The sequence below is a fragment of the Spirosoma harenae genome (assembly GCF_054776975.1).
Genome location: NZ_BAAHBD010000024.1, coordinates 1 through 26571 on the forward strand (window position 1 = coordinate 1; position 26571 = coordinate 26571).

At 44.3% G+C, this 26571-nt stretch carries 26 protein-coding genes and 1 rRNA gene; 12 read left to right on the forward strand and 15 right to left on the reverse strand.

Features of this window, described 5'->3' with window-relative positions; genetic code table 11:
* The 4 genes from rrf to ACYVE4_RS22535 form a co-directional block, all read left to right on the forward strand.
* Positions 1-94: ribosomal RNA gene (rrf, locus tag ACYVE4_RS22520) — 5S ribosomal RNA — on the forward strand; the annotation flags it as partial.
* A gap of 145 nt (positions 95-239) precedes the next feature.
* Complete coding sequence (locus tag ACYVE4_RS22525; protein WP_461042509.1) at positions 240-737, forward strand: (2Fe-2S)-binding protein; 498 nt, start codon at positions 240-242, stop codon at positions 735-737.
* A gap of 2 nt (positions 738-739) precedes the next feature.
* Complete coding sequence (locus ACYVE4_RS22530) at positions 740-2896, forward strand: xanthine dehydrogenase family protein molybdopterin-binding subunit (protein WP_461042510.1); 2157 nt, start codon at positions 740-742, stop codon at positions 2894-2896.
* Between the two features lie 36 nt (positions 2897-2932).
* Positions 2933-3229 (forward strand): antibiotic biosynthesis monooxygenase family protein, encoded by a 297-nt coding sequence (locus ACYVE4_RS22535; protein WP_461042511.1) that lies wholly within the window; start codon positions 2933-2935, stop codon positions 3227-3229.
* Positions 3230-3313: 84 nt separating this feature from the next.
* On the opposite strand, the gene ACYVE4_RS22540 is transcribed toward ACYVE4_RS22535, so the two are convergent.
* Positions 3314-3676: a hypothetical protein gene (locus tag ACYVE4_RS22540; protein ID WP_461042513.1), complete on the reverse strand. Its 363-nt coding sequence runs from the start codon at positions 3674-3676 to the stop codon at positions 3314-3316.
* Between the two features lie 314 nt (positions 3677-3990).
* Between ACYVE4_RS22540 and ACYVE4_RS22545 the strand changes: the two genes are divergently transcribed.
* The gene (locus ACYVE4_RS22545; RefSeq protein WP_461042514.1) at positions 3991-5073 is read left to right on the forward strand and encodes a Gfo/Idh/MocA family protein; all 1083 of its coding nucleotides are present in this window, start codon (positions 3991-3993) and stop codon (positions 5071-5073) included.
* Between the two features lie 110 nt (positions 5074-5183).
* On the opposite strand, the gene ACYVE4_RS22550 is transcribed toward ACYVE4_RS22545, so the two are convergent.
* The 8 genes from ACYVE4_RS22550 to ACYVE4_RS22585 all read right to left on the reverse strand — a co-directional run bounded on the left by ACYVE4_RS22550 (position 5184) and on the right by ACYVE4_RS22585 (position 11895).
* Positions 5184-6833: a D-alanine--D-alanine ligase family protein gene (locus ACYVE4_RS22550; protein WP_461042515.1), complete on the reverse strand. Its 1650-nt coding sequence runs from the start codon at positions 6831-6833 to the stop codon at positions 5184-5186.
* Positions 6834-6986: 153 nt separating this feature from the next.
* Positions 6987-7253, reverse strand: coding sequence for a NifU family protein (locus tag ACYVE4_RS22555; RefSeq protein WP_461042516.1), 267 nt, complete (start codon positions 7251-7253; stop codon positions 6987-6989).
* A 41-nt stretch (positions 7254-7294) separates the two neighbouring features.
* A complete protein-coding gene (locus ACYVE4_RS22560) occupies positions 7295-8398 on the reverse strand; it encodes an Mrp/NBP35 family ATP-binding protein (RefSeq protein ID WP_461042517.1) in 1104 nt (367 codons plus the stop codon).
* A 33-nt stretch (positions 8399-8431) separates the two neighbouring features.
* Complete coding sequence (locus ACYVE4_RS22565; protein WP_461042518.1) at positions 8432-9430, reverse strand: GSCFA domain-containing protein; 999 nt, start codon at positions 9428-9430, stop codon at positions 8432-8434.
* Positions 9431-9646: 216 nt separating this feature from the next.
* The gene (gene rplI, locus ACYVE4_RS22570; protein WP_461042519.1) at positions 9647-10090 is read right to left on the reverse strand and encodes a 50S ribosomal protein L9; all 444 of its coding nucleotides are present in this window, start codon (positions 10088-10090) and stop codon (positions 9647-9649) included.
* Positions 10091-10201: 111 nt separating this feature from the next.
* Positions 10202-10453 (reverse strand): 30S ribosomal protein S18, encoded by a 252-nt coding sequence (rpsR, locus tag ACYVE4_RS22575; RefSeq protein WP_012925715.1) that lies wholly within the window; start codon positions 10451-10453, stop codon positions 10202-10204.
* Positions 10454-10467: 14 nt separating this feature from the next.
* A complete protein-coding gene (gene rpsF, locus ACYVE4_RS22580) occupies positions 10468-10830 on the reverse strand; it encodes a 30S ribosomal protein S6 (RefSeq protein WP_461042520.1) in 363 nt (120 codons plus the stop codon).
* Between the two features lie 123 nt (positions 10831-10953).
* On the reverse strand, positions 10954-11895 hold the full coding sequence (locus ACYVE4_RS22585; RefSeq protein WP_461042521.1) for a hypothetical protein: 942 nt from the start codon (positions 11893-11895) through the stop codon (positions 10954-10956).
* 177 nt (positions 11896-12072) lie between these two features.
* Here ACYVE4_RS22585 and ACYVE4_RS22590 point away from each other — a divergent pair, with 177 nt between their 5' ends.
* From ACYVE4_RS22590 to ACYVE4_RS22610, 5 genes are all read left to right on the forward strand, one after another.
* Complete coding sequence (locus ACYVE4_RS22590; RefSeq protein WP_461042522.1) at positions 12073-12732, forward strand: YggS family pyridoxal phosphate-dependent enzyme; 660 nt, start codon at positions 12073-12075, stop codon at positions 12730-12732.
* A 122-nt stretch (positions 12733-12854) separates the two neighbouring features.
* Positions 12855-13232, forward strand: a complete 378-nt coding sequence (locus tag ACYVE4_RS22595) for a DUF423 domain-containing protein (protein ID WP_461042523.1) — start codon at positions 12855-12857, stop codon at positions 13230-13232.
* Between the two features lie 65 nt (positions 13233-13297).
* Positions 13298-14893, forward strand: a complete 1596-nt coding sequence (locus ACYVE4_RS22600; protein ID WP_461042524.1) for a peptide chain release factor 3 — start codon at positions 13298-13300, stop codon at positions 14891-14893.
* 99 nt (positions 14894-14992) lie between these two features.
* Positions 14993-15319, forward strand: a complete 327-nt coding sequence (locus ACYVE4_RS22605; protein ID WP_461042525.1) for a hypothetical protein — start codon at positions 14993-14995, stop codon at positions 15317-15319.
* A 110-nt stretch (positions 15320-15429) separates the two neighbouring features.
* On the forward strand, positions 15430-15663 hold the full coding sequence (locus tag ACYVE4_RS22610) for a hypothetical protein (RefSeq protein WP_461042526.1): 234 nt from the start codon (positions 15430-15432) through the stop codon (positions 15661-15663).
* A 93-nt stretch (positions 15664-15756) separates the two neighbouring features.
* On the opposite strand, the gene ACYVE4_RS22615 is transcribed toward ACYVE4_RS22610, so the two are convergent.
* The 3 genes from ACYVE4_RS22615 to ACYVE4_RS22625 all read right to left on the reverse strand — a co-directional run bounded on the left by ACYVE4_RS22615 (position 15757) and on the right by ACYVE4_RS22625 (position 21447).
* Positions 15757-17157, reverse strand: coding sequence for a sensor histidine kinase (locus ACYVE4_RS22615; RefSeq protein WP_461042527.1), 1401 nt, complete (start codon positions 17155-17157; stop codon positions 15757-15759).
* Positions 17158-17236: 79 nt separating this feature from the next.
* Positions 17237-17914, reverse strand: coding sequence for a response regulator (locus ACYVE4_RS22620; RefSeq protein WP_461042864.1), 678 nt, complete (start codon positions 17912-17914; stop codon positions 17237-17239).
* Positions 17915-18351: 437 nt separating this feature from the next.
* Positions 18352-21447: an efflux RND transporter permease subunit gene (locus ACYVE4_RS22625; RefSeq protein WP_461042528.1), complete on the reverse strand. Its 3096-nt coding sequence runs from the start codon at positions 21445-21447 to the stop codon at positions 18352-18354.
* Positions 21448-21670: 223 nt separating this feature from the next.
* On the opposite strand from ACYVE4_RS22625, the gene ACYVE4_RS22630 reads away from it, so the two are divergent.
* Together ACYVE4_RS22630 and ACYVE4_RS22635 are read left to right on the forward strand one after the other, a co-directional pair.
* Positions 21671-21880 (forward strand): heavy-metal-associated domain-containing protein, encoded by a 210-nt coding sequence (locus ACYVE4_RS22630; protein ID WP_461042529.1) that lies wholly within the window; start codon positions 21671-21673, stop codon positions 21878-21880.
* Between the two features lie 4 nt (positions 21881-21884).
* The gene (locus tag ACYVE4_RS22635; protein WP_461042530.1) at positions 21885-24185 is read left to right on the forward strand and encodes a heavy metal translocating P-type ATPase; all 2301 of its coding nucleotides are present in this window, start codon (positions 21885-21887) and stop codon (positions 24183-24185) included.
* 90 nt (positions 24186-24275) lie between these two features.
* On the opposite strand, the gene ACYVE4_RS22640 is transcribed toward ACYVE4_RS22635, so the two are convergent.
* The 3 genes from ACYVE4_RS22640 to ACYVE4_RS22650 all read right to left on the reverse strand — a co-directional run bounded on the left by ACYVE4_RS22640 (position 24276) and on the right by ACYVE4_RS22650 (position 26551).
* Positions 24276-24842, reverse strand: coding sequence for a 50S ribosomal protein L25/general stress protein Ctc (locus tag ACYVE4_RS22640; protein WP_461042531.1), 567 nt, complete (start codon positions 24840-24842; stop codon positions 24276-24278).
* A gap of 89 nt (positions 24843-24931) precedes the next feature.
* Positions 24932-25873, reverse strand: a complete 942-nt coding sequence (locus ACYVE4_RS22645; protein ID WP_461042532.1) for a ribose-phosphate pyrophosphokinase — start codon at positions 25871-25873, stop codon at positions 24932-24934.
* 75 nt (positions 25874-25948) lie between these two features.
* Complete coding sequence (locus tag ACYVE4_RS22650) at positions 25949-26551, reverse strand: NifU family protein (RefSeq protein WP_461042865.1); 603 nt, start codon at positions 26549-26551, stop codon at positions 25949-25951.
* Positions 26552-26571: the final 20 nt, after the last annotated feature.

Genomic DNA, 26571 nt, shown 5'->3' on the forward strand with positions numbered 1-26571 from the left:
GGGTGAACACCTCTTCCTTCTCGAACAGAGCCGTTAAGCCCCGTACTGCCGATGGTACTGCTGTCACAAGTGGGAGAGTAGGTAGGTGCCACCTGATGAAATAAGCAACGAAGCGTTTGTTCCAAAAGAACAGACGCTTTTTGCGTTTAAAGGCCCTTAAGGCTATTATAGCTAAGTAGAGAAATGAAATTCTTTCTTTTTATTACAGTAATACTCTCTTAGTCAATCCAGGATAATTCATGGCTATCTTCAAACTACTTGTAAACGGTCGTAACTACCAGGCTGATGTTGATCCCGATACTCCTTTGCTTTGGGTACTTCGAGATAACTTCGGTTTGCTTGGTACAAAATATGGATGTGGCATTGCTCAATGCGGTGCCTGTACAGTTCATCTAAATGGTGAAGCTACTCGTTCCTGCGTATTGCCTGTTTCAGTCGTTGGTAAATCGAAAGTTACGACGATTGAAGGATTATCTCCAGATGGAAAACATCCTGTTCAACAAGCTTGGGATAAGATAGATGTGCCACAATGTGGATACTGTCAAGCGGGACAGATTATGACAGCCGCAGCTTTGCTAAAACGCAATCCTAAGCCGACTCAGGCAGAAATCGATGAAACCATGACGGGCAATCTCTGTCGTTGTGGAACTTACCACCGGATTCGCGAAGCTGTAAAAGTGGCTGCGGATAGTACAGTTCACACACCAACTCCTTCTAAAACGTCACAAACGAAATAGCCATGGAGAATTTAGCGAATACGAACCGGAGAAATTTTCTGAAGCTTATTGCACTGACTAGTGGTGGACTGGCATTAGGTTTTGACTGGCATACTGCTGAAGCGGCAACATCGGTAGGAGATGCAAATGGGAATGGATTGGCTGGAGCCGACTTCAATAGTTACTTGTCGATTAACCCGCAGGGAGTTATCACGATTCTATCACCTAATCCCGAAGTTGGTCAGGGAATTAAAACTGCCTTCCCGATCATAGTTGCGGAAGAATTAGATGCTGATTGGACGAAAGTAGTTGTTGAACAGGCACCTCTCGATACTAAGAAATTTGAACGCCAGGTAGCTGGTGGAAGTGGCTCAATTCCGCATTCCTGGAAACGCTTGCGTGTGGCTGGAGCTACAGCGCGTCAAATGTTACTGGAAGCGGCCGCCAAACGCTGGAATGTTCCTGTTTCGGAATGTACTACCAGCAAAGGTATTGTAAAGCATGCAGCCAGTAACCGCCAATTAATGTATGGCGAACTAGCTACTGAGGCAGCTCAAATTCCAGTTCCAAACGATGTTAAGCTAAAAGAGATTAAGGATTTTAAGCTGATAGGCAGTACAGTTAAAAACGTTGATAATCCTAAAATTATCACGGGTAAACCTTTGTTCGGTCTGGATTTTTACCGCGATGGAATGCTATTCGCCATGTTGCAACGTCCGGCATTTGGCTACAAGCTAAAATCGCTGGATGCGAATGCGGCTAAAGCCATGAATGGTATTGTCGATGTCGTGACGTTTGAGAATAACGTAGCTGTTGTTGGGAAATCGACATGGCAGGTGAAAAAAGCAAAAGACGCCTTGAAAATTGAATGGGAAAAGGCGGATTCTTTAGAAAGTTCGACGGATCATGATCGCCTGTTCAGAGAGATGCTGGATAGTTCTAACGCGACTGTAAGAAGGAAGGATGGTGATGTAGAAACAGCCTTTAAAAGTGCAGCAAAAGTTGTGAAAGCGGAATACCAGTGCCCATTTTTGCCGCATAGTCCTCTGGAGCCTATGAACTTCTTCGCGCATGTCAGAGAGGATGGCGCTGAGCTAGTTGGACCAACACAAACCCCAGAATTGGCTCGTAACGAGACGGCGAAATTATTGGGTATCTCTCCTGATAAAGTTAACGTGCAACTGACACGCATGGGGGGCGGATTTGGACGACGACTCAAAGCAGATTATGTATTAGAGGCAGTACAGGTATCAAAACTAGTCAAAGCACCTGTTAAACTTATTTGGTCACGCGAAGATGATATGACCGGCGGAAGCTATCGACCAGCAGTTCGGTATCGGTTCGAGGCAGCTTTGGATGCTCAGGGTAATATGATCGGATACAAGCTTCGAGGAGTCAGTATTAACGCGGGCAACGCAACAAGAGAAGATAATTTCCCGTCGGGAGCCGTCGATAACCTATTGATTGACAGCGTTGATCATAAATCACCGATTACAACGGGGCCTTGGCGTGCACCCATTACAAACTTTCTGGCATTTGCTGAGCAGTCGTTTTTAGATGAAGTAGCACAAGCTGCTGGTAAAGATCCCGTTCAATTCCGATTGGAGCTACTTGATAAAGCCAAACAAAAACCAGTTGGAGCCATTAAGTACGACCTTGATCGGATGAAAGGTGTGATCCAGTTAGCCGCCGAGAAATCAGGTTGGGGCAAGAAGAAAGGTGCTGATGGCAAACCAATTGCACAAGGATTTAGTGTGTATTTCTCGCACCGTTCTTACGTCGCTCAGGTTGGTGAAGTCGTCATGCAGAAAGGAAAGCCTGTCTTGCAGAAAATTTATTCCGCTGCCGATTGTGGTGTAGTTGTCAATCAAAGTGGAGCGCAACAGCAGGTGCGCGGTTGCGTTGTCGATGGCATTGGGCATGCTATGTATGGAAATCTAACCTTTAAAGACGGTGTACCGCAGCAGAAAAATTTCAACGAATACCGACTGATTCGATTGGCGGAAATTCCTGAGGTAGAAGTTCATTTTGTTCAAAACGAAATCGAACCAACTGGTTTGGGCGAGCCATCCTTGCCACCAGCAGGAGCAGCTGTCGCCAATGCTATCTTCAAAGCAACCGGTAAACGATTACGAAGCCAGCCATTTTCGCAACAGGAAGAATTTAAAGGTGTATCCTAACAATCATTTTCTCTTAATTCAACTAACCCATTCTTTATGTACGCACGTGTTATCCAGTTTCCTTTAAAACCTGAAAGCATCACCGAAGCTACTGAGTACTTTAGGGAGTCAGTAGGACCTGCTTTGCTAAAACATGAAGGATTCAAAAATGGTAGAATGTTGGCCAACCCCGAAACAAACAAAGGATTGATGGTAACGCTTTGGGATTCGCCAGAGAATCGACAAGCAGCTGAATCCAGTGGGTTTCTACAGGATGTTCTAAAGCAAATGAAAAATTATTTTGCTGGCCCACCGACTGTCGATTATTACGAAGTGGCCGTTCATGTTCCTTAATTGAATAAAGTCATACTCATGCTAACAACGGAAAAAGGCCCAGACGAAAATCTGGGCCTTTTTCCGTTGTTAGGTAATATCCACTTACTGCATGGCAATCAGGCGAGCGGCTTTTTGGACTGGGGCTGTTTTCAACGTTAGTTGTTTAATGATGCTGCCCTCATTCGATTGAAACTCTAATTCATAATTACCATCGACCAGATCGTCTACATTTAATTTCGCGGCATAACCAGATTCTTTCTTGCTAATATACCGACGAAACAAAATCTCATTATTACTATTTCGCAGTACGACCAAAACGTTATACTCATTGTTTTTGCTAACCGCAAGACGGATTTGATTGTTGGCGGTCACGAAAGCACTGGCGTCAAAGGAAAGGGTTTTTGGCGTCGTTGGATTGGTGAATGTAGCGGCACTTACTAGAAGAGAAACTACGGCTTTGCTCATTAGTGTTAACATGGCTGTATTGTGTTTAGTGTTTTAAAAGGAGTTGTTTACTGTTCATTCTCTATGATCCAAAGCTTGTGCCAATAATGAAAAACACCTGATTAATAGGTTGTTATAGAAAATGTATGGTGATAGTAATGTCCGTAACTGGACAAGTATCGTACATTGGCGGACAAAAAGTACGATACTTGATGGGTGAATTAGATAGCGGCAAGACTGATTAGATTTCACATTTAACACTCTTTGAAACTTGTGAAAACTGAGCTGTATTTTTGTCTAGCCAAATTTCTAAAGAGGCTTTTTCTCCATTAATTATGTCAATAGCTACTCAACCCATACGGGTACTCGTTGTCGGATGCGGCAACATGGGATCATCGCATGCCATCGCTTACAAAACCATTGATGGATTTGAGATTTGTGGAATTGTTTCCACCGGAAATAGTAAAGTCGTTCTGAACGAACGATTGGGTGGTGGGTACCCGCTGTTTGACGATTACAAAACAGCGTTAGAATCCACAAGACCCGACGCCGTTTGCATTTCTACCTACCCTGATACCCATGAAGCGTTTGCCGTAATGGCGTTTGAACAGGGTTGCCACGTATTCATGGAAAAACCTATTGCCGACTCGGTTGAAGGGGCGAAACGAGTAATGGAAGCTGCCCAAAAAGCGGGTAAAAAATTGGTAATTGGTTATATCCTGCGGCATCATCCATCCTGGGAAAAGTTTGTAGAAATCGCCCAGCAGCTAGGTAAGCCTCTGGTAATGAGAATGAACCTTAATCAACAAAGCCACGGGACGATGTGGACGGTTCACCGGAATTTGATGAAAAGCCTGAGTCCGATTGTGGATTGTGGCGTTCATTACATTGACGTGATGTGCCAGATGACTCGATCTAAACCTCTACAAGTCAACGCAATCGGTGCTAGACTCACCAACGATATTCCTGCTGATAATTATAATTATGGTCAGCTACAGATTCGTTTTGAAGATGGATCAGTGGGTTGGTACGAAGCAGGGTGGGGTCCAATGATGAGCGAAACGGCCTTTTTCGTAAAAGATGTAATTGGGCCGGATGGCTGTGTATCGATTGTTGCGAAAAACGCGGGAGGTGCCGGGAAGTCAGACAACGTGGATTCACATACAAAAACGGAATCATTACGTGTGCACCGGGCTCAACTCGATGCAACGGATCAGTTTGTAGAACAGGATACCTGGATTGATATGCAGGACGAACCAGATCACCAGGAATTATGCAATCGGGAACAACTCTATTTTTTACGCGCCATACAGGAGGACCTCGACCTGGCAGATCACATGCAGGATGCCGTGAACAGTCTCCAAATCGCCTTTGCCTGCGATGAATCCGTACGTACAGGACAGCCAGTGATGTTGTAAAGATGAGCGAAGCTAGTGATGAATGATAAACGATGAGAGATGAGTAGCTGACGCGAATATTAGTCTATGCGTCAGCCACTCATCTCTCATCGTTTATCACTCATCACTAGCTAGACGTAACGCTCTGTGATGTGCCGCGTGCGCTCAGTTGTTTCAATTAGCAACGGGTGGCGGGGCTGAGTTAGTGCCGTTTCCAGGTCGGCAATCGTATCTTTAAAGAGTAGGTTTACGGGAATTTCGTGGGATTCCAGTTTGCTTTTGATGTACATTAACGAAGGACGAACTGTTCCCAAAGCGGCCAGTTCATTGTATTGTTGTTTGGCAGCGGCAAATGATTCATCACTATCGCCAAACGAAATAACTCGCTCGGGTAAGGGCGTCTTTTTTCTACCCGCTAATTGGGCATCAAGGTCAGCCAGTAGACTTTTAAGATGAAAGGTATCTTTGCCGGTACGGATGCGTTCGCGTAAGGATTGCCGAATTAAATAGGTAAGTGAATTAGCCAGATTAAGGCCAATTTCAGCCATTTGCTTGAAAATCAGCGACGACGGCGACATCCCTGGAATTGTGTTGGGATCGTGAAGCAATACATCGCCCGCAGCAGTCAGAAATCCGTCGATCCGCGCATACACATTAATACCCAAACGTGAAAAAACTTGTTCGACAGCTAACTGAATTTTACGATTATTCTCCAGGCTCGTCTCGACCGGAATCCGCTTTTTCGTCGTATTGAGCTTGTATTTCGATTCAAAATCAAAGCTTGTTACGTTGTAGATTTCCGTTGGAGGAAGCGCAATTGCGACCTGGTCATCGTCTTGAATGACGCCACAGGAAAACTCTTGTCCGCTGATGAATTCTTCAAAAAGCACTTCATCTTCAGCATTTAAAGACGCAAGCGTGATACTGGCTCCGTTTTGAAGTGTGTCAAGCTTTTCAATAAAATCTTTCGGGTGTTTAATGATTTCGCCTGTTTGCTCAACGACAACCGGAAAACTAATTCCTGAATCCAGACTCACCATCTTCTGCGCCAGATCGTGTTTTTCGTCAGCTGAAAGTGAAGGCCATTCGCTGAGTTTACTCCATCCATCAGGCTGAATAGTTGTAGTGAAAAAGCATTGTTCTACAGCTCGACAGAATTGGCTTAAATCAGCTTCACGAACAATAGCCACACCAATTGATGAACCCTGATGTGGAGCTTTCACGACGATAGGCAAACCTAAGTGGTCGGTCAGCGATTTGAAAAATTGAGCTTTATCAGCCTGTTCATACGCATCCCGGCTAATAGTTGCCGTCTTTTTTTGCTGACCGTTAGCCAGTGCAATCAATTCATTTTGCAGAATTTTATTGATCCCCACCGCCGACCCAACTAAACCTGGACCTGTGTATGGCATTTTATACCACTCCAACAACCCCTGGATTGCCCCATCTTCGCAATCAGGACCATGCATAGCCAGAAATGCTAAGTCAAAATGATCACGGAATTGCTCAGGCCGTAATTCAGGTAATGTCGCATCGAGTGCATTCAGAGCTAGCGATTCATCATAAACTGAAAAGCCTGAATCGTCCTGAGGTAGCGTATCGCGTAGGGAAGGGGCTTGTAGAAAATCGGGCGAAACGAGCCGAAACCGACCTCGCCCATCCACAAATACCAGAACAGGCTCAAACAGTCCTTTATCCAAATTCGCCAGCGCTGTGCGACCACCAGCAAAAGACACCTCGCGTTCCCGCGCCGGACCACCGAAGAAAATACCTATTTTCACTGAATTGAAGAGAAAGTACAATCACAAAGAAACAAAAAAACGCCCAAATAGGCGTTTCTCTGTTTTTTATATCCTGACTGAAGAGCAATATTGGTAACCTAGTATTGCTATTCGCATACAGAAAAAAGAAGTGGATTATAGCTTAGATTTTGCTTAAAATGCTGGGGTAAGATTGACCGCTTCGACCTTAGTTACTTCAGGAACAGCTTTTAGAATGGCTTCTTCCAGGCCGCCTTTAAATGTCATAGCCGACATCGGACACGAACCACATGAACCGATCAATTCCAGACGAACTGTTTTATCTTCAGTGACTTCCAGTATTTTAACGTTGCCACCATCAGCAGCCAGGTATGGGCGCATGCTGTCGAGTGCGCGTTCGATTTTTGTGAGAAGTTCGTCGTTGGTGACTACCGTTTCCATGTAAAAATTGATTTACGGTAAATTTATAATTTCTGTCTTATTTATGCAACCTGTACGCGTGCTGTACGGTCGAGGGTTGCGTTGCGAATCGCTACTTGCTGCGCTAAGGCTTCCGCTGTCGCTTTGAAGGCTTCACTAGCAATGGGTTCTCCGACACTAATAGCGGGTCGGCCTTCATCGCCCGCTTCGCGGATACTTTGTACAAGCGGAATCTGCCCCAACATCGGAACATTAAACTGATCCGCCAGGCGTTGCCCACCACCTTTGCCAAAAATATAATATTGATGATCAGGTAGTTCGGCTGGAGTGAAATAAGACATATTCTCAATCACACCCAGCACCGGAACATTAATCTGCGGCTGCCGAAACATAGCCAATCCTTTGGTAGCATCAGCAAGCGCCACCTTTTGCGGAGTAGTCACGATTATGGCTCCTGTGACAGGCACTGTCTGAACCAGTGTCAGGTGAATATCGCCTGTACCCGGCGGCATGTCGATGAGGAGATAATCCAACTCGCCCCAATCGGCATCGGAGAAAAATTGTTGTAAGGCACGGCCCGCCATTGTTCCCCGCCAGATAACCGCCTGATTAGGAGCAATTAATAATCCCATCGACAACATCTTTACCCCAAATTGCTGAACCGGCTCCATTTTGGTTTGACCGTCAATTTGATAAATTCGGGGCTGAATATTTTCAGCACCAAACATAGTAGGCATGGATGGTCCGTAGATATCAGCATCGATAATGCCAACTTTAGCACCTGATTTATGGAGGGCAATCGCCAGATTAGCCGTTACAGTCGATTTACCAACGCCACCTTTTCCCGACGAAACAGCAATGATATTTTTCACGCCCGGCAAGGTTGGCGCATTGACCCGAGTAGACGTTACATCAGAAGTCATATCGACCGTAACCTGAATCTCCGCGCCAATATGGGTATGAATAGCGTCTTCACAGCGTTTGCGAATGACTTCCTTGAGCGGACAGGCAGGAGTGGTCAGAACGACTGTAAAGCGAACGGAGCCAATACCCAGCGTCACATCTTTCACCATATTAAGCGAAACAATGTCACGCTTTAAATCAGGTTCTTCTACAGTACTTAACGCCTGTAAAACGGCATCTTTAGATAATCGGTAATCGGACACGTACGGAATGATGAATTATGAAAGATAAATGGATTACACCTTATCCAGTATACTTTTTTCTAAACGCCCTTGCACCTCTACCAGTTCCGCCGAAACGTCAATCTGCTTTGATAAAGCTTGTAACTGGGCTAATAAGTTATTCAAAAATCGTTGATGTGCCGGATTCTTATCTCCATACAAGGGACGATGAACCAGCGATTTCATTACCTGCGCCCAGTCTGAAATGAAACGGCGGAGCTCATCATCAAACGCACATTCGGCAAATTTCCCAAAAATATAATCATGCGCCTGCGCATTTGGATGGATCAAATCGGCTTCGTAGAAACGATAATCGCGCAGATCATCCATCATCAACTCATAGGCAGGAAAATAAGTAATCCAATTGTTCCACACAGTAAGCTCATGTGCTATAACTCGAAGAATCGACTTGCTAACATTATTAATCGGTAACGTATCACGAGTATGCCGAACAGGACTGACAGTCAACAGAACGTTAAGCTTTGGATTTACTTTATGCAGCGTTTTCATAAGCCGCGCCATATCATCACGGAGATGATCAATCTGATAGAGGTATTTCTCAAATAACGAACCCGGCATCTTATGGCAATTCGCCACCACTTTACCAGTTTCGATATGTCGGTAAACAACTGCTGAACCAAGCGTAAGCAGCATAAAGTCGGCTTTGCGAATAGCCGCTGCTGTCTGTTCCAGAGTAGCAATGAGTTTAACTCGAAGTTCATCCTGACTAGTCCCCCACAGTGATGAATGGAAATCATAGTGAAACCAGACGCCATCCCGCTCTAGGTATCGATTTTCGTCTGGTTTTTGGCCATATAGAGCCATCGTTACCAGTTTGGCAATTGATATCGGATTAAAAATTGTGCCAAACGGATTGTTCAATATCGACAGTTTATTATCGACTAATCGGTTTCCCATAACTTCGGCAAAACAGGAGCCAATGGTCACAATTTGGCTCCTCATACCAATGCGATGGGAGAGAGGTTCGGACGAAAAATCAGTATGAAGCTTCATACTTTTCAAACAAAAAAACGGACTATTTAGGTCCGTTTGTAGTATAAATTGATAATGCATTACTAGCTGATAATCAGTAGATAAATGTAGTTTTTCTCCGCTTGATTCATTCAGCTTTTTCTAGCCAAAACGCCTGTCTGCATGATTGATTAGAAACAAAAAACCGACCGGCTTGCGTATGCAAAAGCCGGTCGGCCGAGACTGTAATCGAGTCGCTTATTCAGCTGATACGACTTCGATTTTTACTTTATGCTTCACGTCTTTGTGCAGATCGAGTGAAGCTTCATACGTACCCAAAGTTTTGATATCTTCAAGCGTAATTTTCTTCCGGTCGATATCGAAGCCTTTCGAGCGAAGCGCTTCGGCTACCTGAGTATTCGTAACCCGGCCGAAGATTTTGCCGCTGTCGCCAGCTTTGGCTGGAATGGTCAGAACAGTTTCGCCAATGCCTTCAGCAATTGCGAGTGCGTCATTTTTCAGCTTTTCAGCTTTGTGAGCAGCCTGACGAATGTTTTCGGCAACGATTTTCTTATTCGAATCAGTTGCCATTACTGCAAATCCCTGAGGAATCAGGTAGTTGCGGCCGTAACCAGGCTTCACCGTTACGGTGTCATTCTTATAGCCCAGGCCGGCAATATCGGTTTTTAAAATGATATCCATTTTTGAAAAAGTTTGATAGTTGTAAGGTTATAGAGTTGCGCAGTTCAGAATGCGTCAGCAAACTTTAGAACTATACAACTTATAACGTTGCAACCACTTCGGTGGTCCGATTTATTTCAGTGAATCGCCTACGTAGGGAAGGATGGCTAAATGACGAGCGCGTTTGACAGCCTGGGCCACTTTGCGCTGGTTTTTTAAGCTCGTGCCGGTTAGCCGACGGGGAAGGATCTTACCTTGTTCGTTCAGCAGTTTCAGCAGGAAGTTGCCGTCTTTGTAGTCGATATATTTAATGCCAGCTTTCTTAAAGCGGTCGTATTTTTTGCGGTTCTCGGTTTTCGAGACTGATTCGTTTTGCAAACTCATGATGTTGGAGCCGATCAGGCGTTTTCGGTTTGTTTTTTCTTACCCACTAAGCCATTACGCTTACGATCGTTATAAGCAACAGCGTGCTTATCGAGCGCAATCGTCAGGTGACGAATCACACGTTCATCGCGCAGATACTCGGTATTGAGCTTTTCGATGAGCGTACCTGGAGCTTTAAACTCGAAGAGTTGGTAGAAGCCCGTGTTTTTGTGCTGGATCGGATAGGCCAGTTTGCGTAGGCCCATGCTGTCTTCATGAACAAGTTCCGCACCGTTGTCGGTCAGCACTTTTCGGAACTTGTCAACGGTGTCCTTCATCTGGGCTTCAGATAAAACGGGAGTTAAAATGAACACCGTTTCGTAGTTATTCAGAAACATTTTTTTGTAATTTATTTGAAATGAGGCCGCAAAGGTAGAAAAAAAATAGCAAAGAGCAAAGGAGTTTGGGCAAAGGTTAATGAATAATGACTCTCACCTATGCCCCGAACCCTATGCCCTTTGCTATTTAACCGTAAATTCACCCTCGCCAATACGGAAACCTTCACAGTAGATTTCTATTGTGTGTTTCCCTTCGTTGAAACGTTGACCTCCACGCCCATAAATAAAGTCGATTTGTTGGCGTGTATTGTCGAAGTTGAATCGTTGCATCGAGGTATAAATCATACCCTGACCACCATAAGTAAACTCACCTGATCCTGTTGCTAAATCAGAAATCACGGCACCAGTTGGGTCCAGAATTCGCATATAGAGCGTTTTCTCTTCTTGTTTGGCTAATCCGTTGGGAGCCAGCTTCACCGACACCTTAATCTTGTCGATTTTCTTCGCTTTGTAGCTACCGCCGTCTGATTCTTTTCCCCGTTTATTAATTGCGTCGACCGTAATATTTTCGGCCCGAAGTGCTGCGGCAATGGTAACTTTTTCGGCTAATTCCTGATTTTTTGTTGAAATCGATGTTACCGAATCGCTTAAAGTTTGCCGCTCAGCTTTCAGGCCTGTATTTTCTTGCGTTAGGGCGTCATTTTGCTGAGTAAGTACACCGTTTTCTTCTTTTAACCGTGCGATTTCCTGATCTTTCTGGGCAAGCAGAACTTGATAATTACGGATTTTCTGATCGTATTTTTTGCTGTCGAATGTGCTGACATTCTTCAATGCGCGCTTATCAATTTCCAACTGGGCTTTTATTTTCATTAACGAATCAACACTTCCCCCTAACTGCTGAATTTCAGCAATTTTAGCATCTAACTGGGTTGAAATCGAATCGAGTTTGGTTTTGGCAACCAGCACTTCTTCGGTTTTGGCAGCTATGGTGGCATCTTTCGTTTTGTTATCCTGACGCTCCTGATAATAGAAATATAGCAGCAATACATTTAGAGCCGCGAGTACTAATAGTGCGACTAATAAATAACTCCGGCTATTATTCTGAGGTTGTGGTCTAGGTTCCATAGTAACTGTATGGGTTAAATGAAGTAGGGTATAATCCTTCCCAAAACTAAACGGTAAACAGATTTATTGTTTTGTTGGCTGAGGTTGCGGTAAAAACTTCAGCTTTTGACGGATTTATCGGACTTATCTTTGCGCAATATTACAAATGATTGATAGAAGGTCATAAACTAAGCCAATATGATTGCGGAAGCCATTCATCAGATTGAGCAGGAATTAAATGGGAAAGCGAAATTAATCGCCGTGACGAAAACAAAGCCTGTAGCCTTACTTCAGGAAGCCTACAAGGCAGGCTCTCGTCGATTTGGTGAAAATAAAGTACAGGAAATGGTCGAAAAACAGCCGCAATTACCGCCTGATATCGAATGGCATTTGATCGGACATTTGCAGACCAACAAGGTAAAATATATTGCTCCGTTTGTTACCCTGATTCATTCGGTTGATAGTCTGAAACTATTGCAGGAGATTGATAAACAGGCCGCGAAACAGAACAGAATTATTGATTGTCTATTGCAAATTCATATTGCCGATGAAGAGACTAAATTTGGCTTGTCGGCAAGTGAAGCAGAAACTCTTTTGACATCGCCGGAATTAAATGCTTTAACTCATATACGACTGATCGGACTGATGGGATTAGCGACTAATACAGACCTCGAAGATCAAATTCGTAGCGAGTTTCGAGGATTAAAACAGCTATATGATCAACTTGCTAAGATTGAGTATCCTCAGGTTCAGTTTAGCGAACTGTCAATGGGAATGAGTGGCGATTATCGGATTGCGATTGAGGAGGGGAGTACAATGGTTCGGGTAGGTAGTGCTATTTTCGGGACCCGGATTTAGCAGATTTAGAATTAAACGGATTTTGTTTACTCCTTCGAAACACATTGACTGAAGGCAAAATCCTGTAAGTCCCAAAATCTGCTATACCCTGGTTGTAAATCATAAAATCCTGATTTAGATATATGAAATTCTTTATTCAAGCGGGGGCCACATTGGGCCTGCTAGGCGTGGCTTTGGGTGCTTTTGGCGCTCATGCATTACGGACAGTTCTCGAAGCAACTGGCCGAACCGCAACCTTCGAGACGGCTGTTAAGTACCAATTTTATCATGCCTTGGCACTGGTAATGGTAGGGCTGCTCATCCACACAGTAGGTACAAATCCAACTACGGCAAAACTGCTCAATTGGGCGGGTTATTCTTTTCTGGGTGGTGTAATTGTTTTCTCAGGATCGCTCTATGTTCTATGTTTCACCGGGATTACCTGGCTCGGTGCCATTACTCCAATAGGCGGATTGGCAATGATAGCCGGTTGGGCTCTAGTATTCTGGGCGTTTTTGTAGAGTGATAATTGATGAACGATGAGTGATGAGTTTATCACTATATTTGTATTCTGATTCTGAGAATAATGCAAACGAATATACATGCAGAAACCGCTCGTCGGCGGACTTTCGCCATCATTAGCCACCCGGATGCCGGGAAAACCACATTGACCGAGAAGTTACTGCTATTCGGGGGAGCTATTCAAACGGCTGGAGCTGTAAAATCCAATAAAATTAAAAAATCGGCAACGTCTGATTTTATGGAAATCGAGAAGCAGCGCGGAATTTCCGTTGCTACTTCGGTAATGACTTTTGAATATGATAAGCTGAAAATTAATATTCTCGATACGCCCGGCCACAAAGATTTTGCGGAAGATACGTATCGAACTCTGACCGCCGTTGATAGTGTCATTCTGGTGATCGACTGCGTGAAAGGTGTTGAGGAGCAGACTGAACGGTTGATGGAAGTGTGCCGGATGCGTGATACGCCGGTAATCATTTTCATCAATAAACTTGACCGTGAAGGACGCAATCCATTTGATCTGCTGGATGAACTGGAAGAAAAACTGAACATCCGCGTTCGACCTATGACCTGGCCGGTTAATATGGGGTCAGATTTTAAAGGTGTTTACAGTCTGATCGAGAAAAAGTTATATTTCTTCAAAGTCAATAAGACAAAGGTTGAAGACGATGTTCTTCCAATAGAATTGGCTGATGAACTGCTCGATAAGAAAGTAGGAGCGCGCGATGCGGCACAGCTTCGTGAAGACGTAGAGTTGATTGAAGGCGTTTATGATGAATTTCACCAGAAAGCTTATCTGGATGGGAAATTAGCTCCCGTATTTTTTGGGTCTGCCGTCAATAACTTTGGTGTCAAAGAGTTACTGGAAGGGTTCTGTATGATTTCTCCAGAGCCAATTGCCCGTCAGACCGATAAACGTGAAGTGCTGCCAGACGAAAAAGCATTCAGTGGATTTATCTTTAAAATTCACGCCAATCTTGACCCTCGCCACCGCGACAGGATTGCCTTCCTACGTATCTGCTCAGGTGTTTTTGAGCGAAATAAATTCTATCATCACACCCGCTTAGATAAAAACGTACGGTTTGCAAGTCCGTTCAGCTTTATGGCGGATAGCAAAAGTGTCGTGGAAGAAGGTTTTCCAGGCGATGTAGTTGGCCTTTACGATACCGGAACGTTTAAAATTGGTGATACCCTGACTGAAGGAGAAGAGTTACAGTTTCAGGGAATTCCGAGCTTTTCGCCCGAGATCTTTAAAGAGCTGATCAACCTCGATCCCATGAAGTCGAAGCAATTGGACAAAGGTATTCAGCAATTGACCGATGAAGGTGTAGCTCAGTTGTTTACCCTGGAATTAGGCAATCGAAAAATTGTAGGTACGGTAGGGGAGCTTCAATTTGAAGTAATTCAGTATCGATTGGAAAACGAATACGGTGCAAAATGTCGTTGGGTATCTTTGAACTATACAAAGGCTTGCTGGATTACCTCCGAAAACCCAGCCAAGCTAGCCGAGTTTATTCGACTGAAGGGCAATCAGATTGGGTATGATAAAGATCATAATCCGGTTTTTCTAGCGGAGTCGGACTGGATGTTACGCATGAATCAGCAAAACAATCCTGATATACAATTCCATCTTACTTCTGAATTCAAAGTAACAGCGTAAGCTTTCGACGCTTCAGACTATAATTCTTTAGCTTACACAAACTCATTACAAGCTGGTGAGTTGTTATAGGTATTACTCACGTTAAAACGAGATATATTTATGACTCACGCCCTTGCATCCGTCGCTCTGGCTATCTTGCTGGCAGGTACTGCCGAAGCTCAGCAGAAACCCGCCAAGCGTTCAGCTAAATCGACAACTGGCACCGTATCAACAAATGATGCCGCACGGTCCAATCCATCAACTGCCAATACACATGATGGAACTAATGGCGCTTCAACTGGAACAGGGTTAACCAACGACCAACTTCAGGGACAGGGAGTTGGCAGTTCAACCAGCAGACCTACAAAAGTTGATGCGCAGAGTAGCATCCGGACAGGGCCATCAACAGTAAAAGCCCGGAAAAAATCTCCTAAGTCAGATAGCTGATTATCCGTGCGTTGCAATTTCATAGCGGCCGATTTAACCAGAGTTTAATAACATTTCTCTGGGGAAGGGGTTCTATTTCTGTATTGTAACAACTAAAACTCGATAGACTAATGAAAAAATTAATGATCACTGCCGTTGCTGCCCTGCTGATGACAGGTGCTGCCTTCGCTCAGGACGAAGTAAAGAAAGAGGCTAAAGCAGAGAATAAAAAAATGAAGCATGAAGCTAAAATGATGAAAAAAGAGGCTAAAAAAGATGGGGATGATGCCAAAGCTGATGCCGCTAAAGAGATGAAGCAGAATGCTAAAATGATGAAGAAAGATAAAAAAACGACAGATCAATAAGACTGTCATTTACATAAAAATAGCTCCACAGCTGTGGAGCTATTTTTATGTTAAAAGTTGACGGGGAAAAAGGCACCGGTAACCAGAAAGATTTTACTGGTTTTCTTCAAGAAGGTGTTCTACATCGGAGGTTGTCTCAGAGTGGTAGGGAATAGGTAATGTAATACAAAACGTAGTACCTTTCCCGAGAACAGATTCAACTTTGATAGTGCCTTTATGTAATTCAATAATGCGATCTGTAAGTGCAAGACCAATACCATGTCCTTTGACGGTCATTGTATTTTCGGACCGATAGAAAGGCTCAAAGATGTGCGGTAAATCAGCTGATGGAATGCCGTAGCCGTTGTCAATGAACCTTAATTGTACCTGTCCGGGCTCAAAAGCGATACGAACAGCAACTCGGTTTTCGGCTGAATATTTGCAGCCATTCTCCATTAGATTCTGAAAGGCTGTTTGGAGCAGCGACTCTTCGCCATTAATCACCAGTTCTTCTTCATGGGTAGGTAAATTATCGAAATCGATATCTATCTGGTAATCTGGCATTTTATTGACAATCTGACTTTGTGCCTGCCAAAGTAATTCATCAATTCGCAGGGGCTGATAGTTAAGAGTTACAGCATCGGAACTGGCCCTGGCTAATTCGAGTAAGCCGTTAACGAGCCGAATCATACTTTTCACTTCGTCGAGTAAGCCGTCGAACGTGACTTCGTACTCATGCGTCGATCGGGCTTGTAGCCGGGTTACTTCAATCTGACCAAGCATGACTGTTAAAGGCGTTCGCAACTCGTGCGATGCATGTGAAACAAAACTTTTCTGAAAAACAAAAGCTTCTTCGAGCCGGGTAAGCAGATCGTTGAAGGTATTGGCAAGGTCGGCAAGTTCATCCCGCTGACGACCCACCCGTAAACGCTGATGAATATTGTTAGCTGAAATAGAATTAACCTGGATAATTAGTTCGGCTACAGGCCGGAGCGCATCGGTCGCAAACAGGTAGCCTGCAATGCCAACAATGATGAGGCTCAGTAACCAGCCTGAAAAAAGGATTTCGCGAAGCCGATCTAATTTACTAAAGCCATAGCGGTCATTAGCGGATGCAACGATGTAGAGTGTTTCGCCTTTTGACGTGAGATGTCGTACGCCAATTGCTTCAATTTCGCCAGACCGGCTGTATTGAGGCTTTCGTAAAGTTATTTTACTCAGAAAAGAGGGGGTGATTGGGAAGCGAGGGCGCTGATTAGTCTGATTGTATATAACGATCCCCTTTGCATTGTAAATAGTAACCTGCTCATCGGCCATTACAGGTAGGTCAGCCTGGGGAACTTCACCAACGTCTTCACGAAATCGTACTGTGGTAAATGCCTTTTCTTCAAGTCGTTGCTCGAATTCCTGCTGCCTAAACTGATCATATAGATAATAGACCGAAACTGTAAAAAGGAGCATAATTGAGGCTACTAACAGCACAAAGAGTAGCGTCAGACGAGTACGGATATTCATGATAGTCGGTAGTTGTCAGTCGATAGCGGCTGGCGTAAAAACAACCTTGCGTCAGCCGCTATCGACTGACAACTACCGACTATTCTTCTTTTAACATATATCCCATCCCGATTACAGTATGGATGAGTTTTTTAGGGAAATCCTTATCAATTTTTTTGCGAAGGAAATTTACATAAACATCAATTACGTTCGTTCCTGTGTCGAAATGTATATCCCAAACTTTTTCAGCAATATCAACCCGTGATACAACACGCCCTCGATTGCGGATCAGATATTCCAGCAAGCCGAATTCTTTCGCTGTAAGTTCGATACGCTTCGTACCCCGACGAGCAATTTTCTCATTAAGGTCTAGCTCTAGATCAGCTATTTTGAGAATATTCGACTGCATACTACCTTCATTACTCCGTTTAGTCAACGCCCGTAAACGAGCCATTAACTCTCTGAATTCAAACGGTTTAACGAGGTAATCGTCGGCACCAGCTTCAAAACCAGTAAGTTTATCATCCACAGACCCCATGGCAGTAAGCATGAGAACTGGTGTGCGATTTTTTTCCTGGCGAATCGACTGAACGACATCGAAGCCATTCATTTTAGGTAGATTAATGTCCATAATAATCACATCGTACGGATTATTCAGGGCCATTGTACGCCCTAGCTGTCCATCGAACGCTACATCCACTTCGCAGGATTGCTCCTCCAGCCCTTTCCTGACAAAGGAGGCTAATTTGGGCTCATCTTCTACTACCAGAATTTTCATGTCGGCAACATACATAGCTCTTGTCTGATTTAAAAACGGCAGAACATAATATTAGTTTAAAAGCAATCAGACACGCCAACCTATATTAATTAGTCGGATACATTTGGTGCATGTTTGCTTATCGGAATCAAGGTCGTTTAGTAAGATTAAAAGGAATTGAAAACAGAATTAAAAGAGGGTTAAAGGGAGCAAAACAAAAAAGCCGTCCCGAAATTTCAGGGCGGCTTTCCGCTTCTATCCACACCATTTCAAGATTGACGACCGGGCGGTCGCCGAATCTTGATGTTCAACCTTCCCTTTGTAAAGGATTGTTATGCGAAACTACGCAATTTCTTTAATAAAGTGCAAACGCTTACTTTATAGGCGCATAAATTTTGCATCTTTTTTTTATATTAACGTCAATAAGTAACTCGAAATTACTTAACGGCGGTTTTTTTCTAGTTATCTAATTTCTGCTGGTAAAACGCATAAAAGATAAGCGGAAAAATAAATAAAGTCAATAGTGTTGCCGTAATTAAGCCGCCGATAACCACAATGGCCAATGGCTTGGCTGTTTCTGATCCAATTCCGTGTGAAATAGCAGCAGGAATTAAACCGATTCCAGCCATCATAGCGGTCATCACAACAGGGCGAATTCGTGAGACAACCCCGTCATGAATAGCTTGATTGAGTGGTATGCCACTTCGGAGATTTTTCTTGAAAACCGAGATAAGAATTACCCCATTTTGAATACAAATACCGAACAAGGCGATGAAGCCGATACCCGCAGAGATACTAAAATTGACGTGGGTAATCAACAACGCGGCTATACCACCAATGATTGCGAATGGAACGTTAAACAAAACCAGGCCTGCATCTTTGACATTTCCGAACAAAACAAACAGGATAAAGAAAATCGCCAGTAGACTGATTGGAACAACCTGGGCTAATCGAGCCGTTGCACGTTGTTGATTCTCAAAGTCTCCCGCCCATTTAACGGTATAACCAGACGGTAATTTAACATGTGCCTGTACTTTCTGCTGCGCTTCCGCAACCGCACTGCCCATATCGCGTCCGCGAACGGAGAATTTTACGGCTCCATAGCGCTGATTCGCTTCCCGGAAAATAAGTACAGGCCCCGTTTGCGTATATACGCTGGCAATCTCTTTAATAGGAATCATACTACCAGTTTCGGTCGGTACCATTAATTGACTGATCTGCTGCTCGTTCGAACGGAAGGGTAAATCATACCGAATGCGTAAATCAAACTTACGTTCACCTTCGTAAATCTGCGTTGCCGCTTTGCCACCAATTGCCATCTCAATTACTGCCTCGGCATCTGCCTTATTGACACCGTATAGGGCAAGTTTGCGCTCGTCCAATTCGATGCGCATTTCGGGCTGGCCCGTTGTTCGAATCACGCCTAAATCCTCAATTCCTCGGACAGTTGCTAACTGTTTCTGTATTTCGCCTGCTTTTTCTTCGAGAATGCTTTGATCGGGCCCATAAATTTTAACGGCAATCGACCCTTTTACCCCAGATACGGCCTCCTCCACGTTATCCATAATCGGTTGGGAGAAATTGAAGTTGACACCCGGAAAAACAGACAGTTTTGCCTGCATCTGATCAACGAGTTCTTCCTTGGTTAGTTTACTTTTCCATTCCTCCTGAGGATAGATATCGACTAGAAACTCAATATTGTAAAAGCCCGTAGGATCGGTTCCGTCATTTGGGCGACCTGTCTGTGAAATAACCCCTTTTACCTCTGGAAATTGGTCAAAGATCCGACGCATCTGTATGGTTTGCTTGACCGATTCAGGTAGCGAAATGGCCATTGGCATTGTCGCTCGGACGTAAATTGACCCTTCATTCAATTCCGGAAGGAATTCAGTGCCCAGCAGATTAAAGCCTGATAAACCAATTATAACGAGAATGGCAGTAAACAGCAGGCTTAGTCGTTTGTGGGCGAATGTGAATCCAAACGCTTTAGTCGCGTATTTAGTAACAACATTGACAAACGGATTATGCTTCTCTCGAACATTCTTTTTTAAGAGCATACTTGCCATGACTGGCACTAGTGTCAAGGTGAAAATCAATGCACCAAGAAGCGCAAAACCTAGTGTCCAGGCTAATGGCGAGAACATTTTTCCTTCTACTTTTTGAAAGGAAAAAATGGGGACTAAACATGTGATAATGATAAGTTTAGAAAAGAAAATGGCTTTACCCATTTCAGTCCCCGTCTTTCGGATCACTCCTAGCTTCGCCAACTTATTGAACCTGGGCATCCCTTCTTTATGAGCCAGCTCGTCAAGAGTAACAAAAATGCCTTCAACCATTACTACCGCACCGTCAACAATAATTCCAAAGTCGATAGCACCCATCGAGAGTAAGTTGGCCGACATACCTTTGAGTCTGAGACAGATAAAGGCAAACAACAATGCCAGCGGAATCACAATAGAGACCGTTACGGTAGTCCGCCAATCGGCCATGAAAATAAAGACGATAACCGTAACAAAAATGATCCCTTCGATCAGATTATGGGTGACGGTATGCGTTGCGAAATTAATGAGTGTTTCACGGTTGTAAAACGTATTGATTTGAACATCACTTGGTAAAATATTCGTGTTCAGATCATTGATTTTGGCTTTTACCCGCTCAATGACTTCACTAGGGTTCTCCCCCTTGCGCATCACAATAATACATTCGACCGCATCATTTTGTCGATCTCTACCCGCCTGACCAAGTCGGGGTAAGGCTGATTCAGATACCTGAGCAACGTTACGTACCATGATTGGCGTGCCCTTAACATTCTTGATGGTAATATTCTGAATATCCTGCTGGTTACGTAGCAGGCCAATGCCACGAACCACATACGCTTCCGAGTTCTTTTCAATCACATCACCACCCACATTCACGTTTGAATTGGCAACGGCCTGATATAACTGAAGCGGGGTAATGTTGTAATCGATCAACCGACGTGGATCAACCGAAATTTCATAGGTTTTAACCTCACCCCCGAAACTAACTACATCGGCTACCCCTGGAACACTTTTTAGTTGCCGATCAATTACCCAATCCTGTAACGTTTTGAGTTCACGGGCCGTACGTGTTGGGGATTGCAGGGTATAGCGGAAAATCTCACCAGTCGGACCATAGGGCGGTTGCACATCTGGTCGGATTCCCTCTGGTAATTCAACACCACTCAATAAGTTATTTACCTGCTGTCGGGCAAACGCATCGTCAACCCCATCATCGAACATCACTTTGATGACGGATAAACCAAAGAGCGATGTTGATCGAATATCAGTACGTTTCTGAACGGAATTCAGGCCTATTTCAATGGGGATCGTCACGAATTTTTCAACCTCTTCCGCCGACCGGCCAGGCCATTGCGTAATTAGCGTAATCTGCGTATTGGTAACATCAGGAAATGCCTCAATTGGTGTATTCTGATAGCTGATGACCCCGGCTACAACCGCTAGAATTGTCAGGAAAAAGATGAAAAACTTATTCTTGAGCGAGAAGGATAGGATACTTTTGATGAACTTATTCATGCCAGTGGCGGGTAAAATTACGTAAGCAAAAATCCCGGTGCTGACTTAAATCAGGCTTAACGCTTCGTTAAAAGAGGGTTAAAACCTGGCCTTTTTTAATGCTGAAGAAAATCTTACACGATCGGCAGGCAATTGTGTAACAAACGGAATGTCCGCGTTCCGACCTTTGTTATGGACTTAAACATAGTCCACTCTTGTGGAAACTATTGAACAAATTGAAGTTATGAGTCAAATCTTGCGATTTAAAACCAATATTAAATGTGGTGGATGTGTGGCTAGTGTAACACCATTTCTAAATGAAGCGATTGGTGAAGGCCACTGGCAGGTTGATGTACAGAATCCCGACAAGGTACTAACGGTTGAAGCAACCGAGGCTGACCTTGTAAAACAGGCTGTTGAGAAAGCGGGCTATAAAGCCGAGCAATTGGCGTAAGAGAATGGAAACGAATGTAGTAAATCCCAAAAATAAGTTGCAATCAAGTGCGGGTTCGACCAGTGTTCGAAAAACATATCCCGTGTTGGAAATGAGTTGTGCTGCTTGTGCCGTCAGCGTTGAATCGATGCTGAAAAATACACCAGGGGTACAGGATGCAGGGGTAAATTATGCTAACCAAATTGCCTGGGTAAGGTTTGATCCACAGTCTGTTACGGAGATTGAATTGCAAAATGCGGTTCGATCAATCGGATACGATATAATCGTAGAAACTGAAGGGTCAGAAAAAATCGATGCCCGGCAGATTCAGGCCGAAGCACAGCAACGGAATTATGAGCAGTTAAAACGACGAACCATCTGGTCGGTCGTTCTTACCGTACCAGTGTTTGTGATTGGCATGTTCTCTATGGATTTGTCATTCGGAAACTACATTATGCTGGTCTGTTCAGCGGTTGTTGTTTTCGGATTAGGTCGATCGTTTTTTGTAAATGCCTGGAAGCAAGCTCGTCATGGCAAAGCGAATATGGATACGCTTGTAGCCCTGAGCACAGGAATTGCATTTTTATTTAGCCTGTTTAACACCCTTTATCCAGAATTCTGGCATCGTAGGGGGGTGCATCCGCATGTTTATTTTGAAGCGGCTGCAGTGATAATAACCTTTATTTTACTGGGAAAGCTACTGGAAGAGCGGGCTAAATCAACGACGTCATCTGCCCTGAAAAAACTGATGGGTTTGCAGCCAAAAACGGTTCGTCTGATTGAGGGGGATATCCAACGTGACATCCCAATTGAATCGGTTCAGGAAGACCAATTGATTCTGGTACGTCCGGGCGAGCGGGTTCCGGTAGATGGGAAAGTCGAATCAGGTCAATCGTTTGTCGATGAAAGTATGATTAGTGGTGAGGCCATTCCTGTTGAGAAACAGGCAGGAACATCTGTTTTTGCCGGGACAATCAATCAGAAAGGAAGTTTCCAATTTCGGGCCGAAAAAGTTGGCGCCGATACAGTATTGGCCCAGATTATTCGGGCGGTGCAGGATGCACAGGGCAGTAAAGCACCTGTTCAACAACTGGTTGACCGCATTGCTGGCGTTTTTGTTCCTATTGTATTGGGTATTGCTCTGCTAACTTTTGTATTCTGGTCTTTATTCGGACACTATATGGTTCCTGATGGCGATCCCTACACGACCGCACTACTTACGTCGGTAACTGTATTGGTGATCGCTTGTCCTTGTGCACTGGGATTAGCTACCCCAACTGCCATTATGGTTGGAGTTGGGAAAGGTGCCGAAAATAACATACTGATCAAAGACGCCGAAAGCCTTGAAATTGGTTATCGGATAAATGCAATGGTGTTTGATAAAACTGGTACCATAACCGAAGGCAAACCAATCGTGACAGATATGCATTGGGAAGCTCCGGAGGCCAAACGTAAGCGTCTTCAGTTGATACTCTACACGTTAGAAGCGCAATCTGAACATCCATTGGCAGAGGCTGTGAAAGCACATTTAGGACATAATGAATCTGTTTTCCTGGATTCGTTCGAAAGTATTACTGGCCGAGGTGTTAGTGGTCGTTTCCTGAATAAAACTTATTTGGTTGGTAATCGAGGCTTATTGACTGACTATCAGATTGATGTGTCTCCAGGACAGCTTCAACAGGCTGCCGACTGGCAGAATGAGGCAAAAACGGTTGTCTTTTATGCGCAAGCTGGAGAGGGTGGAGGAGTGCTGACCATACTAGCAATTGCTGATCCCATCAAAAGCAGTTCGAAACAGGCAATTGAACGTCTGCAAAGCCAAGGAATCGCTGTTTATTTGTTGACAGGTGATAACGCCCAAACGGCTGAGGCTGTTGCTAAACAGGTGGGTATTCAGCACTATAAATCGGAAACGTTACCTGCTGATAAGGCAAATTTTGTAAAAGAACTTCAAAAAACTGGTAAGCTGGTCGCTATGGTTGGTGATGGAATCAACGATTCACAAGCGATGGCGCAGGCGGATTTGAGTATTGCGATGGGGAAAGGGTCAGATATTGCAATGGATGTTGCTCGAATGACTCTCATTACATCTGACCTGTCAAGTATTCCCAGGGCACTCCAATTGTCGAAACAAACGGTTCGCGTCATTCGTCAGAATCTGTTCTGGGCATTTATCTATAACCTCATTGGAATTCCTATCGCGGCTGGCTTGCTTTATCCCTCAACCGGTTTTTTACTCAATCCTATGATAGCCAGTGCTGCTATGGCATTGAGTTCAGTCTCAGTCGTTACCAATAGTCTTCGACTCCGCAGTATGAAATTATGAGGACGATTCGAAGTTGCAAAAAATGCCCGCCAGAATTCTGGCGGGCATTTTTGTTATCTATTAGTATATCAATCAGAATGATTTCTGATATTATTTGCCAACCTGACCACGAAGTGCCCGTGGGATTTCGATGCTAGCAACTGGGTTTGATGCCTGTTCGAGCATCTCGATGTTTTTCACGGGAATCTGACCAACCCGAACGGATTTGCCCAGATCAAGATCCGATACGTCGATATCAATAAAATCTGGAATATTCGCTACGGTACCTTTAACGCGCAGTTTGCGTACACGAGTTACCAGTTTACCACCTTTCTGCACGCCTGGAGCAGAGCCCGTCAGCCGAACTGGAACTGCAATTTTAATAGGTTTTTCGTCCGTAACCTGCAGGAAATCAGCGTGTAAAAGTACATCACTTACTGGATGGAATTGAGTTTCCTGAAGAATTGCCCGATATTCAGCTCCCTCAATGTTCAGGGCTACTTCAAAAATATTAGGCGAGTAAATTAGTTCGCGGAACAGGATAGCTGGCGCATAAAAATGAACCTGCTCGCTGCCACCATACAATACACATGGGACATTCCCCTCGGCCCGAATCGCCTGTGATTCCGCGCGGCCGAGATTCGCTCGTTGATACCCTACAATCTCGATTTTTTTCATATGTGTAAAATTAAAAGAGTGATAGAGCGAATGAGCGAACGAGTGAAAATAGAGACAGTCGCTCTTTCACTCGTTCACTCGTTCGCTCATTAATTTTTTATAAACAGTGAACTAATAGATTCATGATCTCGAATACGACCGATGGCTTTGGCAAATAACTCGGCCACTGACAATACTCTTATTTTAGGATTTGGTGCTTTTAAGGGCAACGTATCGGCCACCACTAATTCTTCCAACACTGAATTAGAAATGTTTTCGTGAGCCTTTCCTGACATAATCGGATGCGTACAAACGGCCCGCACCGATTTTGCCCCTTTGTCCATAATAATCTGGGCCGCTTTAGCCATCGTCCCACCCGTGTCAATTAAGTCATCGACCAGAACAACATTAGCTCCTTCAACATCCCCAATGACCTGCATAGAGGCAATTTCATTAGCGCGTTTTCTGTGTTTATCGCACAAAACGATATCAGCATTGAAATGCTTGGCGAATACCCGGGCCCGGTTTGCACCACCTACATCCGGAGAGGCAATTACCAGATTATCCAGATTCAGGCTTCGAATGTAGGGCACAAAAACTGATGTCCCTTCCAAATGATCGACCGGAAAGTCGAAAAAACCCTGAATCTGACCAGCATGTAAATCGATGGTCATCAACCGATCGGCGCCAGAAGCTGCTAACATATTCGCTACTAGCTTAGCTGCAATCGATACGCGGGGCTTGTCTTTCCGATCCTGACGAGCATAGCCAAAATAGGGAATCACAACAGTTACGTAGTGAGCTGACGCCCGTCGAGCGGCATCGACCATCAACAAAAGCTCCAACAGATTGTCTCCAGGAGGAGGTGTTGATTGAATCAGAAATACGTCGCACCCACGGATTGACTCTTCAAAACTGGGCGACATTTCGCCATCGCTAAACCGGCGGCAGGTATACCCCCCTAAGTCTTTCCCGTAATAATGGGCAATTTTTTCGGCCAAATAAGTAGATTGAGTCCCCGAAAAAATCTTAACCGGATTAAACGATGCCATAGGTGCCGCGCAAATTTTCCGCAAAGGTACGGAAAAAACGGGCAGTTTGCGGAAATGCTTTCAAGTTTCTTTTGGCTACACACCTTCAGCCTCTACTAATTTCACTTCGGGCACTAACCGTGTTAATAGGTTTTCTATACCAGCTTTCAAGGTTAGGGTAGACGATGGACAACCACTGCAAGAACCTTGTAATAAAACTTTGACGGTACCGCTCGGCTCGTCAAAATGGTGAAAACTGATTGCGCCACCATCCGATTCAACAGCTGGTCGGATATACTGATCCAGAACGGCTTTTATTTTCTGTACCGTTTCCGAATCCATATCCAGCTTGGTGGTATTGGTATCCATCGTCCGCTGGGTAAAAACGGGTTTCTGTTCGCTGAAATAATCTTTTAGGAAAAGCTTTACTTCAAAGAGTACGTCATCCCATTCAGTATCATCATCTTTGGTAACCGTAACGAAGTTGCCAGATATGAACACGCGTCTGACAAACTCGAAGCCAAATAACGCTACTACCAAGGGAGATGCTTTCCCCTCAATCAGCGCATCGCTGGGTGCAGCATAATCGAATGAAAGACCGCTGGGGACAAGTTCAAAATTTACAACGAACTTCATTGAGTTCGGATTGGGGCTTCCTTCCGTAAAAACAGATACGGGACGGTTGAGCGTAGAGTTCATAACAAGTATATAGTTCGGTT